Raw genomic sequence first — 16,184 nt, 5'->3', positions numbered from 1 at the left:
AGTGTGTGAAGCTGGGGCAGTCTGCTTCCATTGCTCAAAAACGACCCTCGTGTCTGCGTTAGAGTAAAAGTTGCGTGAAAATGTCAAAGCGTATTCTGATCGTCGATGACGATCCTGCCCAACGTCGAATTCTCGAAGAGACCATCAAGCGATTTGGCTTCGAGACCAAATCATGTGGCTCCGGCGAACAAGCCATTCAAGTTCTCGAAGGCCAGGAACGCCCCCAGATCGGTCTCGTCCTGTTGGACTTGATTATGCCGGGGATGGACGGCATGGCCGTTCTTGACCGTGTCGGCCACGTTGCTGGCATGCCGCCGATCATCGTGCAGACCGCGAACGGCTCGATCGAAACCGCGATCAACGCCATGCGCCGCGGCGCAGTCGATTTCGTCGTCAAGCCCGCCTCGCCAGAACGGCTCGAGGTATCCATCAAGAGCGCCCTCAAAATTGAAGCGCTGACGGACGAAATCACGCGCATCAAGAAAACCGCCGAAGGCAAGCTGACGTTCGGCGATCTCGTTCTGCGCGGCGAAGCGATGACGCGTGTCATCACGCTCGGCAAGCGCGCCGCCGCATCGAACATCCCGGTTCTGATCGAAGGCGAAAGCGGCGTCGGCAAGGAACTCATCGCACGCGCCATCCAAGGCGAGAGCGATCGCGCCGGCCAGCCCTTCATCACAGTGAACTGCGGTGCGATTCCCGAAAACCTGATCGAAAGCATTCTGTTCGGTCACGAGAAGGGATCGTTTACCGGCGCCATCGACAAGCGCATCGGCAAATTCCAAGAAGCCGATGGCGGCACCCTCTTCCTCGACGAAGTGGGCGAGTTGCCCCTCGAAGCTCAGGTGAAGTTGCTGCGCGCCCTGCAGGAAGGCGAGATCGATCCGGTCGGCTCCAAGCGTCCGGTGAAGGTCAACTTCCGCCTTATCTCGGCGACGAACCGTGACATGATCCAGCAGGTCAAGGACGGCAAGTTCCGCGAGGATCTCTATTACCGCCTCAACGTCTTCCCGATCTTCGTTCCGCCGCTGCGTGAACGCGTCGAAGACATCCCCGAGCTTGCGCGCCACTTCATTGCCCGCTTCGCCGCCGAGGAAGGCAAACGCGTGACCACGATCTCGGACCGCGCCATGCGTTTGCTGCAGGCCTATTCCTGGCCAGGCAACGTTCGCCAGCTCGAGAATGCGGTCTTCCGCGCGGTCGTCCTGGCCGACGGTCCTGAACTCACGGTTTCGGAATTCCCTCAGATCGCCGCCCACGTCGATGGCTTCGAGGCGGAAATTCCGGCCGCACCTTCGGTCGTCCAGAAGCCGCAGGCCTACACCGGCCCGGCCCTTCTCGGCGCCGAGAACACCGTCCCGCATACCGTCGAGATGAAGACCTCATCGGCGGGAAGTGCGCTCGGTATCCAGGCTATGGCTGAGGACGGCGAAATCCGCTCGCTCGAAGCCATCGAAGCCGACATGATCCGCTTGGCTCTCGGCCGTTATCGCGGCCACATGACGGAAGTCGCCAAACGACTCAACATCGGACGCTCGACGCTCTACCGCAAAATGCAGGAATACGGCCTCGAGCCCCGCACCAACTAGACACGTCACCGAACCTTAGAGGCTGCACGCCAAAGGCGAGAGTGGAGCGCGCATGCACGCGCCCTCCGTTCCCGCCACCATGCGACCAGACCGCACACAACATTCTGTTTACATCCGACCGGTCTTCAAGATCGCCGGCCAGGATGAGAGAGCGAGCCCCTTCGCCCTCGACAGCAAAAGCCCCGGCTGCATCCGGGGCTTTTGCATTTTGGCTATAGCTGTCGCGAAATCCGACGCGCTGCAATCAAATTGAAACTTTCCGCTTTCTATGGTGTTGGAAGTAATCGAATCGGGTGGGCGCATCGGACGCGCCGTATTGGCCCGTTTTCTGTGCATTTAAGGGCACGAAGCAGCAACAGTTTCGCCACAGCGCTGTGCAACACAGTTATGTCCCGCGATCTGGTTGGTCAGACGAAACGCTGGCACCTATCTATCGCCGGGGGAGTTGAAAGGTGGTTTTCGGAATGCGCGTCGCAAAAGTCCTGGCTGTCGGCCTGTTGCTGACGGCCAGCGCAGGATCAGCCGCGTTGGCACTCGATCCCGCCAGTGATCAGCCGACAAGTGATCAACAATCGACAAGTGGGCAGTCCAACAGCACGGATAGCGCGACACAACCTGCCGCTGCTCCCGCAGCCGGTTCACAGGAAACGGCGCCAGAACATCAACCCGCAGCAGACGCTGCCAAACCGGTACCGGACGCTTCCACCGCTGCACAGGCCCCAGCAGCGCCGGCGACCGACAGCGCGGCAGCTCCCGAAAGCAAGCCTGCAGCCGAAGCTCCGGCGTCGGAATCTAAGGCGCCGGAAGCACCTGCCGTTACCGACAAACCGACCGACACGGCTGTAACCGCGCCGGCTGCTGAAACGCCTGCACCTGCTGCCGACACCGCAGCTGCCCAACAGCCAAAAATCGTCGCCGACGATCGGCTGCTCTATCTGCCTATGGAAGACTACATTCAGAACAACGCCAAGAAGGCATTATCCGGAACCGACGCAGCCGATCGCGACGCGCTCGCAAAATTCTATCACGACCGCATGGGCGCAACGCTGTGGGTCGACAAGCACGGCTTCACCCCCGAAGCCAAGAGCCTTATTTCGGCGCTCCAAGGTGCCGATGATTGGGGCCTGCGCTCGGCCGATTTCAAGATCCCCGATCTGAAGGCGAACGCCGACGGCGGCTTTAATCCCGACGACCTGATGGCCGCAGAAGCCCGTCTATCGCTTGAAGCGATGGAGTATGCGCGCGATGCACACGGCGATCGCATCAGCGATCCGTCCGCACAGCTCGGCACCTACATCGACCGCAAGCCGGTACTGCTTGATCGCAAGACCGTCATCGACGATCTTGCGGCAGCACCCGACAAAGCTGCCTATCTGACCTCGCTCAACCCGCAGCAGGAGCAGTTCCGCCGTTTGCGCGAGAAGCTCCTCGCACTGCGGGCGTCGAAAAAGGCCGAGGAAGCGCTTAAAATTCCCAGCGGGCCGAATATGAAGCCCGGCCAGAGCGATCCCGCAATCGCCATCCTGCGCAAGCGCCTGAAGGTCACCGTGCCGCCGGTCAAAGCTGACGGCTCGCCCGCCGACGAAAATTATTACGACAACGCGCTGGCCGACGCCGTCAAGGCGTACAAGGAGCAGAAGGGCATTCGCCCGGCGAGCTTCTGGATTACGAACGTGCTGCGCAATTCGCTGAACGCCGGCAATGGCGTCACGACGGACCGCCTCGTCGCAAATATGGAAGAATGGCGATGGATGCCCGCCGATCTCGGCAACTACTACGTCATGGTCAACATCCCGGAATTCAAATTCCGCGTGGTGTCGAACGGCCAGGTCATCCATGAAGAACGTATTGTTTCAGGCCGGCCCGACGCACAGTCGCCGATCTTCTCCGAGACGATGAAGACCGTCGTTATTAAGCCGCGCTGGAACGTTCCGGACTCGATCAAGATCAAGGAACTGCTGCCAGGCCTCCGATCGGGCTACGATTCATTGCGTCGCCAGGGTCTGGTCATGGAATACAACGGTCGCAAGGTCGATCCGCGTAATGTCGATTGGTCTCGCACCGACATCCGCAATTTCCATGTCTATCAGCCACCCGGCGGCGGCAACGCGCTCGGCGTCGTGAAGTTCCTGTTCCCGAACAAGCACGCGGTCTATCTGCACGACACGCCGAGCAAAAGTCTGTTCAACGAACCCGTCCGCGCGTTCAGCCACGGCTGCATGCGCGTGCGCAACCCCGTGTCGCTGGCTGAGCTGATCCTCGACAAGGATAAAGGCTGGGACAAAGAGAAGGTCGACGACCTCGTCAAGAACGGGCCGGAAGAGAATGAGATCACCCTCGATCATCCCATTCCCGTGCACGTGACGTATTTCACGGCGTGGGTCGATGATAACGGCGACGTTCAGACCTTCAACGACATCTACGGCCACGAGAAACGCATTACGCTCGCGCTCGCCGGCAAGTGGAACCAGATCGTCAAAGCTGACGAAAAGAAGGTGTCGCCGGAAGACATACCGAATGAGGGATGGCGCAACGACGGTTTCGCATCGCTCTTCGGCGATGACGACGAATACGACAGCCGCGGGCGCCGCAAAAAGCACAACGGTGGCCTCGGCAGTTTCTTCAAGCAGGTCTTTGGCGGCTTCTGAGCACGCCCAACGACTGACGAAGCAGACATGAGAAGCCGGCCGCGTAAGCGAGCCGGCTTTTTCATTTGCCGAGCCCACCGGCCTTTTTATCGCCCTTTCCGAAGTTTTAGATGTCGGACGGGGATAGTTACTGCCTCTTAACGGTTCGGGGTTAATCGTTAACGGCCGAGCATTTTGGCCCCAGTCGGGCTCGGAATGTTTTTAGTAGGGACGGGGGAATTCGTGGCCGCTCGCCGCTCAGGGCTGGTATTCGGCGCACTCGCGCTGATTTTGTCTGTGTGTCTCAACGCCGACAAGATGACGGCGGCCGGGCAGCCTAATGAGCGCGTGATTTCCCTCTATCACATCCACACGCACGAACGCCTGACCATCGTCTACAAGCGGAATGGAAAATACATTCCCGAGGCGATGACGAAGATAAATTACATCATGCGCGACTGGCGCAAAAACAAGATCATCACGATCGCGCCCGCCACTATCGACCTCGCCTGGGAAATGCACGAAGAGCTCGGCTCGAAGGAGCCAATCAACATCATCTGCGGCTATCGCACGGCAAGCACCAATGAAATGCTTCGCGAAACGCGCGGCGGTCAGGCGCGGTTCAGCCAGCACATCACCGGCAAGGCGATCGACATTACCTTCCCCGACATTCCGCTGAAGAAGATGCGCTACTCTGCGCTGATCCGTGAGCGCGGCGGCGTCGGATACTATCCGACGTCCGGCATCCCCTTCATTCACATCGACACGGCCAACGTTCGCATGTGGCCGCGGATGCCGCGCCAGGAGCTTGCCCTGCTCTTTCCGAATGGCCGCTCGAAATTCGTGCCCGCCGATGGTCGTCCAATCACCCCGGCCGACGTTAAAATCGCACGCAGCCGGTTCCACGAGCTTGCAACCCAGGTCGCCGAATTCTTCCATGATCGCCGTGAGCCAGGAACCTCGCGCACCATGGTGGCGTCCCTCGAGGTCAGCCCGCCGAAGAAGCATCTCAACGTCGTCGCCTCATTGGGCTTAGGCACGCGCCCGAAAACAGCCGACGGTTCGACCCGGCGCAACGTCAACATAACGACCGAGCCCGATCCGTCGCTCTCGCCGCCGGTACGTCCGTTCGCGCCCGCGTCGACGGTTGCTTCGCTCGAACCCAGCGATGGGCAATCACAGGCTATCGCTGTCCCGAGACTGATCGACCGCTCGTCGCATTTCACGGTTCCGTCGCAAGCCGATCGCAGCAAGCTCAATGATCTGGTTGCGTCCGCCGCCTCGATGCCGCTGCCGGAACTCATCCAAGGTCCAAGACCCGCCGTTCGCCCGCAGAAAGCGCTCGCCGCCGCAGCCATGGCTGAAAATCGCAAACCTTCGGAAGCGCCGATCGCTCAAGTCGCAAGCCTCGATCCGGCAGCCGGAACCGTCAGCGATATGCGCCCGGCCAGTATGACCGAATGGGCGCAGGCACCGGCCTACGACGAAGACCATCCCGACGAGATGGACTATCGCCCCTTCCCGCTTGCTCCGTTTCTGACCAACGAACCGACGGCCCGCGACAAGCCTCTCGCACCGATGCAGGCTCCCGACGTCGCCGCTACGCTCGAAGTCCTGGATGATGTCGATACGCTTGAGCCAATGCGGTTCCGACCGGGACGCCAATTGGCGGAAGCAATGTGGTGCGATCAATTCAAAGGCAAGGCCGTGCACGCCGAAGCCCTGAAGGAACTGGAAGACAGCCGCATCGCAACGGGCATCTCGAACCGTCCCGTCCAGACCAGCGCCCGCTGACAAGTCGCTAAGTTGACTGGCGCTAAGCCTCGAGCGCCGCAACGCCGCGCTTGAGCGACACCTGCCCCGCCTCGTTGACGAACTTGCCCAACGCCAAAAAATCCGCGCGCCGTGGACTTGACCGGCGCCACGCAAGCCCGATGGACCGCGACGGCTCAGGATCAACGAAGCGGATCATCTTGATGTCGCGACCACGACTTTCGATGCCGATGCAGATCTCCGGCAGCAGCGTGATTCCGAAACCTGCCGACACCATCTCGACGATAGTCGACAGGCTCGACGCTCCGAACGTGTTGACATCATCGACCTGCTGCAAGCTGCAATAGGTGAGCGCTTGATCGCGCAGGCAATGCCCCTCTTCGAGCAGCAGAAGGCGGTCGTGCTCGACCATCTCCTTCGTTGCTCGCACGCGGCCCGAGAGCTTTCGGCTTTTCGGCATCGCCAGCAAAAACCGGTCTTCGAAAACGGGTAGCGTTTCGATATCCGGATTTTTGATCGGCAAAGCCAAGAGCAGCACGTCGAGTTTCCCCTCGACCAGCTCATCCGTCAGAACCTGCGTCTGCGTCTCGCGAACGTGTAGCTCGAGATCAGGATGATGCTCCTTCAGCAGCGGCAGAAGCGGCGGCAGCAGATACGGCGCAACCGACGGAATGACACCCAGCCGAAGCGTCCCGGAAAGAAGACCGCCCGCGTGCTGCGCATAATCGACGAGATTGCGGACGTCGTTGAGAAGCCGCTGCGCGCGCAGCGCGATTTCCTCGCCCTTCGGCGTCAGCTTGATGCCGCTGCGCGTTCGCTCGACGAGCGCAATGCCCAATGAGGCTTCAAGATCCTGAATCTGCATCGACAATGCAGGCTGCGTGACCGCACAAGCATCGGCGGCGCGGCCGAAATGCTGTTCGCGCGCGAGCGCGTCAAAATACCGGAGCTGCTTGAGTGTGACGTGAACCATCAGAAGGTCTAATGCCCAGCGCAAGAAATAGCGATTTGTCCTTATCACGACCGGGCATTAGGGTGAACCTGAAGACGCGCAGAACCAATCACATTTCCGCGCGCACAGAGGTGGCAGTCGAAAGACTGCCGTCGCCAGCACCGCCCTTTCCTCAGCGCCGAATGGGGACTGGGTGGTGCTGTTTTATTACGGGTTGTAGATCGGCGTTACCGCGCCTCGCGGCCGGCAATGAAAGCCCATGCTGGCGACCGGCCAATCGAAGCCGCGCCCCGCAGCCGGCTCGCGGAACGCGAGCGCAGGGCGCAACTAAAAACTCTCTTACTCAGCGGCCATCATCGCGTCGGCAAGCGCTTTCGTATTGGGCGCCTGATCCAGCATTCCCAGCGCATGCATGTAGACTTCCAGGATGCTCTCTTCTTCTTGGCGCTCCTGGTTGCTCTTCTTGCGCAGCCGAACGATCTGGCGCAGCGCCTTGACGTCGAAGCCGACGGCCTTTGCTTCCGTGTATTTGTCACGGATATCGGCCGCGAGCTGCTTCTTTTCCTCTTCGAGGCGTTCGATCTGTTCGACGAACTGGCGCAGCTGATTTTGCGCCGAGGCTTGAAGCGTGCTCATGGGAACTCCTGCTGTCTTGTTCCGCCGACGCTAACGGCGAGCGTCGGCCACAGCAAGGCGGCGATCCCCGCTATCCAAAGGGATAAATTTGGTCCGCCATCTTGACGTTGTATATGTCGCGGAGCGTTTTTGAGTCGCTGTGGTGCCGCGCCTTGCGGCCGGCTCTCCAAAGGAGAGTCGCAAGGCGCAAAAAAGCCGGCCGACTGCTTGCTCCAAAGCCGTCCCCGGCGGCCGGCTCGCGGAACGCGAGTCGCCGGGGACCACGATTAATGATCTCTCGGCCGGTTCTGTTCGAAGGCCGCCTGTTTATCGGACGACGCTTCGGTCTGATGCTTGGCTTTCCACTCCTGGAACGGCATGCCGTAGACGATTTCGCGGGCATCATCCTTAGACAATTCAAGCCCCTTGGCCTCCGCCGCGTCCGACATCCAGGTCGCCAGGCAATTCCGGCAGAACCCGGCCAAATTCATCATATCGATGTTCTGAACGTCCGTTCGCGACCGCAAATGCTCGACCAGACGCCGGAATACCGCGGCTTCGAGTTCAATTGTCGTCTGCGGATCGAAAGTCTTCATGGCCAACTCCTTGACCGGCAGGGTCCTGCGACAGGCCTTACGACATAAGCACCATGCCGGCCACCCGAAAGGCCCGCATAAGCTGCGGCCTCTGATGCCTTGACGGAGACGGAGCGTTTGCGCAAACCAGACCCCCAATAATGAGATAACAAGCAGGCATCGGCCTAGGGAGACACTATGAAAGACGGCACGAACGGCGGCGTCCGCGAGACTTTGAGCACGCTGTTCGAAACCGCTTATCGGACGGCCCACCCCGCGGTTTGCCTGCCTGCGCACCTGCCCAAGGTCCCTGAAGGCGGCCGGATCATCATCATCGGTGCCGGCAAGGGCTCTGCCGCGATGGCCGTCGCAGCCGAAGAGCATTACATCGCGACAGGCGAAGCCGACAAAATCTCGGGCCTCATCTCGACGCGCCACGGCTTCGGGCTGCCGACCAAGATCATCGAAATCCTGGAAGCCGGCCACCCCGTTCCCGACGCAAATTCCATCGTTGGTGCCGAACGCGCCATTGCGCTGGCGAAGAGCGCCGGTCCGAACGATCTCGTTCTTTGCCTGTTGTCGGGTGGCGCTTCGGCGATCTGGGCGGCTCCGGTGCCAGGCGTCAGCTTCGAAGCCAAGCAGGCTCTGACGAAACAGCTTCTGAAATCGGGCGCGCCGATCTCGGAAATGAATTGCGTGCGCAAGCACCTCTCGGAAGTCAAAGGCGGTAAGCTCGCTGCAGCTGTCTATCCGGCGCGCTTGCTGACGCTCGCTATCTCCGACGTGCCGGGCGACAATCCCGACGAGATTGGCTCCGGCCCGACCGTCGCCGACCGCTCGACGCTGGCGGACGCGCGCGCCGTGCTCGCCAAATGGAAGATCACGCCGTCGCCGGAAATTGCGAAAGCCCTCGACGATCCGAAAAACGAGACGCTGAAAGCCGGCGATCCGAAGCTCGCCAATTCGACTTACAAAATCGTCGCCGCACCACGCGCTTCGATCGAAGCTGCAGGCGCCATCGCACGCGATCTCGGCTATCGCACCATCATGCTTGGCGACGATCTTGAGGGCGAAGCGCACGAGGTTGCCCGCAAGCACGCCGAGATGGCGCTCGAAGCGAAAGCCAAGGGCGAAAAGGTCGCGATTATGTCCGGTGGCGAATTGACCGTCACGGTACGCGGCAACGGCTCCGGCGGCCCCAACCAGGAATACGCACTCGGCCTCGCCATCGCATTGAATGGCACGCCGGGCATCTCCGGCCTCGCTGGCGATACCGACGGCATCGACGGCGGTGGCGGACACCACAGCGATCCGGCAGGCGCCATGGTTTTCCCCGATACGCTCGCACGGGCTGCGGCACAAAATCTCAATGCCGCCAAGTTCCTGGAGAACAACGACTCGACGGGTTTCTTTCGCCCCATAGGCGATCTTATTCTGTGTGGCCCGACCCAAACCAACGTCAACGATTTCCGGGTCATCCTTGTCGATCCGTAAGTAAGACAAACGTCGTTGGCGAACGGCTGGGGACACAACCAGAACTCTCCGCTATAGGAATTGGAGCTTCTGACTTGCCATCCCGCAATTCTTCGCGCGCCATTACCCGGCACGTCATCTTTTCGTTGGCCTTATGTGTTTACACGTCGGCGGCACATGCCGACCTGAAGCTTTGCAACGCGACATCGAGCCGGGTGGGCGTCGCCATTGGTTATCAGGACACCACCGGCTGGGCGACGGAAGGCTGGTGGAATATCGCATCGCAAACCTGCGAGACGCTTCTGAAGGGAGCCTTGCCGAGCCGCTACGTTTACGTCCACGCAGTCGATTACGATCGCGGCGGCGAATGGGGCGGCAAAAACGACATGTGCACGACAGAAAAGTCCTTTGCCATCCGGGGGGTTCAGGATTGCGTGAAACGCGGATATAAGCGCACCGGATTTTTCGAAGTAGATACTGGCGAGGCGAAGGAGTGGACCATCCGCCTCACCGATCCGGGCCAAGGAAATGCAGACAAATGAGACGTAATCGGCGGGTCAAGATTGTAGCGACGCTTGGACCCGCGTCTGCCTCCCCGGAGATGGTCGAGCGCCTGTTCATGGCGGGCGTCGACGTCTTCCGTATCAACATGAGCCACTCGACCCACGACGGTTCGAAGGCGCTCTATAACACCGTGCGCGCCTGCGCCGCGCGCCATCGCCACCCCATTGGCATCCTTGCCGACTTGCAGGGTCCGAAGTTCCGCATCGGCAATTTCGACACCGGCCGCATCAACGTGCCGACCGGCGCGATCTTCAAGTTCGACCGCGACGAAACGCTCGGCACGGAAGAACGCGTTTACCTGCCGCACGAGCAGATTTTCGAAGCCATCCAGCCGGGCCACAACCTCGTCCTCGACGACGGCAAGCTGCGCATGCGCGTCATCGAAGCGTCGCCCGTGCAAATCAAGGCCGAGGTCACGACCGGCGGCATGCTCGCAAGCCGCAAGGGCATTTCGATGCCCGACACGCTGCTGCCGATCAGTCCGCTCACGGAAAAAGACAAGGCTGACCTGGCACACGCGCTGAAACTCGGCGTCGATTGGGTTGCCTTGTCGTTCGTCCAGCGCGCCGAAGACGTGCACGAGGTGCGCCGTCTGATCGGCAATCGCGCCGCCATTCTCTCCAAGATCGAGAAGCCGTCCGCTGTCGCAGCACTCGAAGAGGTGATCGCGGCGTCCGACGCAATCATGGTCGCACGCGGCGATCTTGGCGTCGAAATGCCGGTCGAGAAGGTGCCCGGCATCCAGAAGAAGATCACGAGACTGTCGCGCGCGGCTGGGAAGCCCGTCATCGTCGCGACGCAGATGCTCGAAAGCATGATCTCCTCGCCGATGCCGACGCGCGCCGAAGTCTCCGACGTCGCCACCGCGGTGTTCGACGGCGCCGACGCGATCATGCTCTCGGCAGAAAGCGCCGTTGGCCAATACCCGGTCGAAGCCATCCAGATGATGGACAAGATCGCCCGCGAGGTGGAGCACGATCCGGTTTACGAGCCGATGCTCTACGCGACACAGACCGAGCCTCTGCCGACCGGTGCTGACGCTATCGCCGCCGCCGCATCCGCCATCGCCGACACGGTGAAGCTCGGCGCCATCGTCTGCTACACAGCGACCGGCTCGACCGTGCTACGCGTCACGCGCGAACGCCCCGGAATTCCGGTCATCGGTCTGACGCCTGTTGAATCGACGGCACGTCGGCTGGCTCTGGTCTGGGGCGTCCATACCATCCTGACGGGCGACCCCGAAAACCTCTCGCACATGGTGCGCAAGGCATGCCGCATCGCGTTCGAGGAAGGCTTGGTCAAAGCACGCGAGGGCATTTTAATCACCGCCGGTGTTCCGCTCGGTAGCCCCGGTGCGACGAATATGATCCGCATCGCCTTTATCGACGATTCCGGCGCACCGATCGCGGAAGAGGTGTAAGCCGCCCTTATTGCATCTCGCCGGTCTTCACCCACCTTTTGAAGATGCACGGCGATGATGCAAAACAAACCTATCCGCCGCTCAACACCCTGAAGCCGGTCGCGGAAAACGTGTGGCTCGTCGACGGTCCGCTGATCCGCTTCGGCCCCCCGCTTTTGAAAATGCAGTTCCCGACCCGGATGACGCTCATCCGGCTCAAGACCGGCGACGCGTTTATTCATTCTCCAACGCCGCTGAAGCCCGAACTCCGCGCCGAGATCGAACGCATCGCAAAGCCCCATTGGATCTTGGCGCCGAACCGCTTGCACTACTGGTGGACGCCGGACTGGAAGGCGGCCTTCCCGGCAGCCGAGGTTTACCTCGCACCACGCATCAAGGAGCAAGCCGGTAAACGGATCGACTTTCCTTCTCTGCCGTTGGATCGCGATAGCGGCTATCCGTGGGATGGAGAGATCGCGACGATCTCCGTCGCTGGCCGGTACATGACCGAATTCGACTTCTTCCATCGGCCGAGCCGCACTCTGATCCTTGCTGACCTCATCGAAAATTTCGAACCCGACAAACTTTCAATCGGAATGCGCTTGCTGGCCCGCCTCGGCGGTTGCCTCGCTCCGGACGGCGGCATGCCGCGCGATCTCCGTGCAACGTTTCCGAATGAAAAAACGGAGCTTCGCAAAGCCATCGAAACGATGATCGGCTGGAACCCGGAACGCATCATCGTGGCGCATGGCCGCTGGTACGAATCCCACGGCGCAAGCGAACTGAAACGCGCCTTCCGCTGGCTCCTGACCTAGGCGCGCAAACGAAGGCTTCAGATCCCCTGCCCTTCAACTTCCTTTTTCAACTCGTCGCGTGCCGTCTGGCCGCCCTCGATGTTGGGATGCACTTTGAGAAGCTGGTCGTAGACTTCCAGCGCAGCTTTTTTCTCGCCCATCTGCACGAGGATCTTGGCCATGCCGTCAAGCGCCCGGAAATTATTCGGCTCAAGGGCGAGCGCCCGTCTTAGATCGCCCAGCGCCGCCGCGTAGTTGTTCATCCGGTATTCGATATAGGCGCGATGGCTCCAGGCCTCCGCATACTGCGGCTCGAGTTCGACGGCCGCATCGAGGAAAGGCAGAGCCTTCTCGTTTTGATTCTGCGCCGAGAACAGCTCACCGCGGTCGATCAGCAGATTGACGGTATCGCCGCCCTGCATACGCCAGAGCCGCTCGATGACGCCGCTGATCTCGCCCGCCTGACGATGGTCGCCTTCGGTCGCGAGATAGGCGTAGAGATTGTCGAGGGTCTTGGAGACCTGTTCCGGTGTCTGCGGCCACGGCAGGCCCATCAGCCCAGGCGGCCCCTTCTGACGCGCTTGAGCACCGGGAGACGGCGCCACGGGCGGCGCTTTCTTGACGGCAGGAGGCGGTTGCGGCGCCGGCGCCGGCTCGGCAGGGAACGGCTGGGTCTTCAGCAGCTCATCATCGGCGGCAGCGTTTGCCGCCCCGCCCGCGAGGATCAGAAGACCGATAAGAAGGCGCACAGGAAAAATCATGCCCCGAAATTAATCCGGGGCATGGCATTTGGTCAAAAAGACTCTGGTGAATTCGCCGTAACGTCGCATACGACGCCGGCAGCGCCTCAGCCCTGGCGGGCCTTGAAGCGACGGTGAGTCTTGTTAATGACATAGACCCGGCCTTTACGGCGCACGACGCGATTGTCGCGGTGCCGCGAGCGCAGGGACTTCAAAGAGTTTCTAACTTTCATAACGACACCGGTTAAAGCTGGTGGACAGCTGGAGGCTGAACCTCCAACCCCATCGAGACGGGGCGAAGCTGCGGGATGAAGCCTGCGTTTTAGCGATTTTTTGGCCGAGGCCAAGTGCCTTTGTGCGCTTTTCGGAGAATTTCGCCGTGGTTTTTCGGCGCCCCCTCCCCCCAAATCCTGCTGTTTCTCAACATTTCGGCGACTTTGCCCTATGAAGCCCCGAAATTTGCCCCCGTGGGAGATAAAAACGCTAACGCAACCGCCTTAGAGCAAGGAAGGGCCGAGGACTCATCTGAGTTCGGCGGTACAGGCAATTTTCCCGGCGCTGAGCAGGCAAATCGCCGTTGTCACCCCATCTCCGCACCTATTTATGCAGTGCTTCGGCTACTCACATAGAGACGGGGTGAAAGGAAATGAGCATCAGAATTTTGGTGGCAGGATTGGCAAGCATGGGGGTTGCAGCGCTTTCGACATATGCGTTCGCCCAGGACGACCAAATCCAGCGATTGACGACAGACAAAATGAAAAATTTCGAGCTGGGCACCATCGCATGGAAAGATGAGCCCCTGCTCCCCAAAGGCGCAAAAAGTGCGCTCGTTATAGGCGACCCCAGCAAGCCCGGCGTCTTTATGGCCTATCTAAAATTCCCGGCGAACTATGAGATTCCAGCCCACACTCATCCCTTCGCTGAAGTGATCACCGTTCTAAAGGGCACGGTTTGGAACGGCATGGGAGAAAAGCTGGATCGCGAGAAGGGCAGCAAGCTCGGCGTCGGCGCTAGCTTCACATTGCCTGCTGGCCACGCACACTATCTGTGGAACCAGGAGGAAAGCGTCGTTCTCCTTACCGCGACCGGTCCGTGGAACATCAAATACATCAATCCTGCCGACGATCCGCGCAAATAACGATCACGCAATCGACACACTTTGCGACAGGCCGGCCATTCACGGCGAAGCCGAAATCCTTTCCGGGGCTCGGCCGACCTGACGTTGGATTTCGAGTGTATGTTGTATCAGTTGCTGAGGCCGCCGGTCGGACGCAGGTCTCGGCTCAATTCAACGACGGCTTGTGGATAACGATAGCAGGAAACAGGCCATATCTTCCACACTGTGATGGCAGACAACGCTGCATCGATAGCAAAGTGTTAAGAAACAACCGACCACGCCAATCATTGCTGACGTATCGGCGCATGAACTCATTATCGATCAAACGATAACAGTCGTATGAGTAGGTGAAGGGCCAGTCTTGTTCTTCAAACCATTTTCGCAGTTGCGGCTCATCGGGATCACGTTCCGGAACGTGATCGGATGCCCTATCCACTTCCGCACCTAAACCAAATTTTGACGCGAGCCTCTCAAGCCGGAATGCAAAGCCGGAGTGAAGCCATCTGTAGACGATCACCGCGACCCCGCCGGGTTTCAAAACGCGCCACAGTTCCAAAATAGCCGACCTCTGCAGATGGACGGGCAATTGATAGATGAGGTGATTGCATGTGATCGCATCGATCGAGCCGCTAACGAGAGGAAGCCTCGTTGCGTCCCCTTGGACGTAAATGCCCCTATCGCTGAGCTTTTGTTTGGCTTGCTGCAGACCGGTGATCGAGAGATCAATGCAAATACGCTTCTTGAAATTTTGCCCGTAGCTGAGAAGTTCCGGATGCGCGATCGGGCCGCTCCCGACGTCAACAATATAGTCGCCACCCTTTTCGAAATATTTGCTCAGGCGGGAAATGCAGTGACTGGTATGCTCGATTTGTACCTGTTTGGATTCGTTGAGAGCGTCTGTTTCTTTGAATTTGCCATTGGCATTCTGCGCCCACCCGAATGAATCATACCAATCAATGATATTCGATGGGGTTGTCGGCTCATTCTCCTGCGGAAGAAGCACGGCGATGTCATCGAAGACGCGATAGCTCCCGGCTTCATCGTCGGTGACATACACATCGCCTCGCCGCCGAAGGGGACGGCCAGTTACAGGACACTGAAAAATATTATCCGCGTGCGCCATAATGCCGATGCTAGTGCGGCAAAATGGTAAAAGCCTATTCGGCCAAAGGACGTATACCGACAATCTCCCTGATGCCCTGCCTAAAGCTCACGAAGTCCACTTCTTTCGGGGTAAAATGCGCGGATTCTCGTCCTCGAAGCTCGAGTCGGATCAGTCGGATCAATAGGCGGGCAATGATGGGAAAGACCGCAGGCGTTCCGGAAAACCAAAGAAACCAGAGGTTTCAATGGTGGGCACTAGAGGGATCGAACCTCTGACCCCTACCATGTCAAGGTAGTGCTCTACCGCTGAGCTAAGTGCCCGGAAGAAACGAGCTTCTAGAGGGTTAGCGATACCCAGGTCAAGCCCCGGAACGCCGCAATTTGACGATTATAGTCGAAACGCCGTTTCAAGCTGCCAGCAAGCGGTCGACTTCCTTGACCAAGTCCTTGAGATGGAAGGGCTTGGAAAGAACACGTGCATCTTTTGGCGGCTGGTTTTCACTATTGAGCACGACCGCCGCAAACCCGGTGATGAACATGATCTTGAGATCGGGATCGATTTCGCTGGCGCGCCGCGCCAGTTCGATGCCGTCCATCTTGGGCATGACGATATCCGTCAGCAGCAGCGTGAACGGCTCGGATTTCAGCCGGTCGTAGGCGTCTTCGCCGTTTTCGAAAGCGACGACATCGTAGTTCGCTTTCTCCAGCGCCTTGACGAGAAAGCCGCGCATGGAGTCGTCATCCTCGGCGAGCAAGATGCGACGGATCGGCAGGCTAGATGGCTTAGCGGTCATGGCTACTCTGAATGTGCGAAAACCCCGGACGAGCAATACCCCATATCTCGTCGTACGCAAACTTGGCC

The 16,184-nt window shown here is 59.6% G+C and carries 15 protein-coding genes and 1 tRNA gene; 8 read left to right on the top strand and 8 right to left on the bottom strand.

Features of this window, described 5'->3' with window-relative positions:
• Positions 1–80 precede the first annotated feature (80 nt).
• The 3 genes from ACLB1Z_RS05230 (at position 81) to ACLB1Z_RS05220 (ending at position 6,010) form a co-directional block, all read left to right on the top strand.
• Positions 81–1,589 (top strand): sigma-54-dependent transcriptional regulator, encoded by a 1,509-nt coding sequence (locus ACLB1Z_RS05230; RefSeq protein WP_409562359.1) that lies wholly within the window; start codon positions 81–83, stop codon positions 1,587–1,589.
• Positions 1,590–2,053: 464 nt separating this feature from the next.
• Positions 2,054–4,237, top strand: coding sequence for a murein L,D-transpeptidase (locus ACLB1Z_RS05225; protein ID WP_409562358.1), 2,184 nt, complete (start codon positions 2,054–2,056; stop codon positions 4,235–4,237).
• A gap of 222 nt (positions 4,238–4,459) precedes the next feature.
• Complete coding sequence (locus ACLB1Z_RS05220) at positions 4,460–6,010, top strand: DUF882 domain-containing protein (RefSeq protein WP_409562357.1); 1,551 nt, start codon at positions 4,460–4,462, stop codon at positions 6,008–6,010.
• A 22-nt stretch (positions 6,011–6,032) separates the two neighbouring features.
• Here ACLB1Z_RS05220 and ACLB1Z_RS05215 read toward each other — a convergent pair whose 3' ends face one another.
• The 3 genes from ACLB1Z_RS05215 to ACLB1Z_RS05205 form a co-directional block, all read right to left on the bottom strand.
• Positions 6,033–6,962: a hydrogen peroxide-inducible genes activator gene (locus ACLB1Z_RS05215; RefSeq protein WP_024275407.1), complete on the bottom strand. Its 930-nt coding sequence runs from the start codon at positions 6,960–6,962 to the stop codon at positions 6,033–6,035.
• A gap of 318 nt (positions 6,963–7,280) precedes the next feature.
• The gene (locus tag ACLB1Z_RS05210; RefSeq protein ID WP_409562356.1) at positions 7,281–7,577 is read right to left on the bottom strand and encodes a DUF2312 domain-containing protein; all 297 of its coding nucleotides are present in this window, start codon (positions 7,575–7,577) and stop codon (positions 7,281–7,283) included.
• A gap of 266 nt (positions 7,578–7,843) precedes the next feature.
• Positions 7,844–8,152 (bottom strand): DUF1244 domain-containing protein, encoded by a 309-nt coding sequence (locus ACLB1Z_RS05205; RefSeq protein ID WP_409562355.1) that lies wholly within the window; start codon positions 8,150–8,152, stop codon positions 7,844–7,846.
• Between the two features lie 177 nt (positions 8,153–8,329).
• Between ACLB1Z_RS05205 and ACLB1Z_RS05200 the strand changes: the two genes are divergently transcribed.
• The 4 genes from ACLB1Z_RS05200 to ACLB1Z_RS05185 all read left to right on the top strand — a co-directional run bounded on the left by ACLB1Z_RS05200 (position 8,330) and on the right by ACLB1Z_RS05185 (position 12,382).
• The gene (locus ACLB1Z_RS05200) at positions 8,330–9,625 is read left to right on the top strand and encodes a glycerate kinase (RefSeq protein ID WP_409562354.1); all 1,296 of its coding nucleotides are present in this window, start codon (positions 8,330–8,332) and stop codon (positions 9,623–9,625) included.
• Positions 9,626–9,699: 74 nt separating this feature from the next.
• Positions 9,700–10,146 (top strand): DUF1036 domain-containing protein, encoded by a 447-nt coding sequence (locus ACLB1Z_RS05195; protein ID WP_409562353.1) that lies wholly within the window; start codon positions 9,700–9,702, stop codon positions 10,144–10,146.
• Complete coding sequence (gene pyk, locus ACLB1Z_RS05190; protein WP_409562352.1) at positions 10,143–11,588, top strand: pyruvate kinase; 1,446 nt, start codon at positions 10,143–10,145, stop codon at positions 11,586–11,588. Before ACLB1Z_RS05195 ends, pyk begins: the two co-directional genes overlap by 4 nt.
• A gap of 44 nt (positions 11,589–11,632) precedes the next feature.
• Complete coding sequence (locus ACLB1Z_RS05185; RefSeq protein WP_409562351.1) at positions 11,633–12,382, top strand: DUF4336 domain-containing protein; 750 nt, start codon at positions 11,633–11,635, stop codon at positions 12,380–12,382.
• Positions 12,383–12,399: 17 nt separating this feature from the next.
• Here ACLB1Z_RS05185 and ACLB1Z_RS05180 read toward each other — a convergent pair whose 3' ends face one another.
• Both ACLB1Z_RS05180 and ykgO read right to left on the bottom strand, forming a co-directional pair.
• Positions 12,400–13,122 carry a tetratricopeptide repeat protein gene (locus ACLB1Z_RS05180; protein WP_409562350.1) on the bottom strand — a complete coding sequence of 241 codons (723 nt, stop codon included), beginning with the start codon at positions 13,120–13,122 and terminating at the stop codon, positions 12,400–12,402.
• A gap of 86 nt (positions 13,123–13,208) precedes the next feature.
• Entirely contained in the window at positions 13,209–13,334 is a 126-nt protein-coding gene (ykgO, locus tag ACLB1Z_RS05175) for a type B 50S ribosomal protein L36 (RefSeq protein ID WP_013216601.1), read from the bottom strand.
• Positions 13,335–13,747: 413 nt separating this feature from the next.
• Here ykgO and ACLB1Z_RS05170 point away from each other — a divergent pair, with 413 nt between their 5' ends.
• A complete protein-coding gene (locus ACLB1Z_RS05170) occupies positions 13,748–14,239 on the top strand; it encodes a cupin domain-containing protein (RefSeq protein WP_409562349.1) in 492 nt (163 codons plus the stop codon).
• Between the two features lie 145 nt (positions 14,240–14,384).
• Here the strand turns inward: ACLB1Z_RS05170 and ACLB1Z_RS05165 are convergent, their stop codons facing one another.
• The 3 genes from ACLB1Z_RS05165 to cpdR form a co-directional block, all read right to left on the bottom strand.
• Positions 14,385–15,275 (bottom strand): class I SAM-dependent methyltransferase, encoded by an 891-nt coding sequence (locus ACLB1Z_RS05165; protein WP_409562348.1) that lies wholly within the window; start codon positions 15,273–15,275, stop codon positions 14,385–14,387.
• Positions 15,276–15,568: 293 nt separating this feature from the next.
• A tRNA-Val gene (locus ACLB1Z_RS05160) sits at positions 15,569–15,643 on the bottom strand.
• Between the two features lie 86 nt (positions 15,644–15,729).
• Positions 15,730–16,116 carry a cell cycle two-component system response regulator CpdR gene (gene cpdR, locus ACLB1Z_RS05155; RefSeq protein WP_013946396.1) on the bottom strand — a complete coding sequence of 129 codons (387 nt, stop codon included), beginning with the start codon at positions 16,114–16,116 and terminating at the stop codon, positions 15,730–15,732.
• Between the last annotated feature and the right edge of the window lie 68 nt (positions 16,117–16,184).

Source organism: Hyphomicrobium sp. MC8b (assembly GCF_905067615.1).
GTDB lineage: Bacteria > Pseudomonadota > Alphaproteobacteria > Rhizobiales > Hyphomicrobiaceae > Hyphomicrobium_B.
The sequence above is the reverse complement of the archived record's forward strand: the minus strand, read 5'-3'. Positions and strand labels throughout refer to the sequence as shown.

What these genes read in the sequence shown, in the direction of transcription:
- ACLB1Z_RS05170 (WP_409562349.1), top strand. Translation starts at nt 13,748, where the DNA reads ATGAGCATCAGAATTTTGGTGGCAGGATTGGCAAGCATGGGGGTTGCA.
- ACLB1Z_RS05185 (WP_409562351.1), top strand. Translation starts at nt 11,633, where the DNA reads ATGCACGGCGATGATGCAAAACAAACCTATCCGCCGCTCAACACCCTG.
- ACLB1Z_RS05210 (WP_409562356.1), bottom strand. Translation starts at nt 7,577, where the DNA reads ATGAGCACGCTTCAAGCCTCGGCGCAAAATCAGCTGCGCCAGTTCGTC.
- cpdR (WP_013946396.1), bottom strand. Translation starts at nt 16,116, where the DNA reads ATGACCGCTAAGCCATCTAGCCTGCCGATCCGTCGCATCTTGCTCGCC.
- ACLB1Z_RS05180 (WP_409562350.1), bottom strand. Translation starts at nt 13,122, where the DNA reads ATGATTTTTCCTGTGCGCCTTCTTATCGGTCTTCTGATCCTCGCGGGC.
- ACLB1Z_RS05200 (WP_409562354.1), top strand. Translation starts at nt 8,330, where the DNA reads ATGAAAGACGGCACGAACGGCGGCGTCCGCGAGACTTTGAGCACGCTG.
- pyk (WP_409562352.1), top strand. Translation starts at nt 10,143, where the DNA reads ATGAGACGTAATCGGCGGGTCAAGATTGTAGCGACGCTTGGACCCGCG.
- ACLB1Z_RS05230 (WP_409562359.1), top strand. Translation starts at nt 81, where the DNA reads ATGTCAAAGCGTATTCTGATCGTCGATGACGATCCTGCCCAACGTCGA.
- ACLB1Z_RS05225 (WP_409562358.1), top strand. Translation starts at nt 2,054, where the DNA reads ATGCGCGTCGCAAAAGTCCTGGCTGTCGGCCTGTTGCTGACGGCCAGC.
- ACLB1Z_RS05215 (WP_024275407.1), bottom strand. Translation starts at nt 6,962, where the DNA reads ATGGTTCACGTCACACTCAAGCAGCTCCGGTATTTTGACGCGCTCGCG.
- ACLB1Z_RS05205 (WP_409562355.1), bottom strand. Translation starts at nt 8,152, where the DNA reads ATGAAGACTTTCGATCCGCAGACGACAATTGAACTCGAAGCCGCGGTA.
- ykgO (WP_013216601.1), bottom strand. Translation starts at nt 13,334, where the DNA reads ATGAAAGTTAGAAACTCTTTGAAGTCCCTGCGCTCGCGGCACCGCGAC.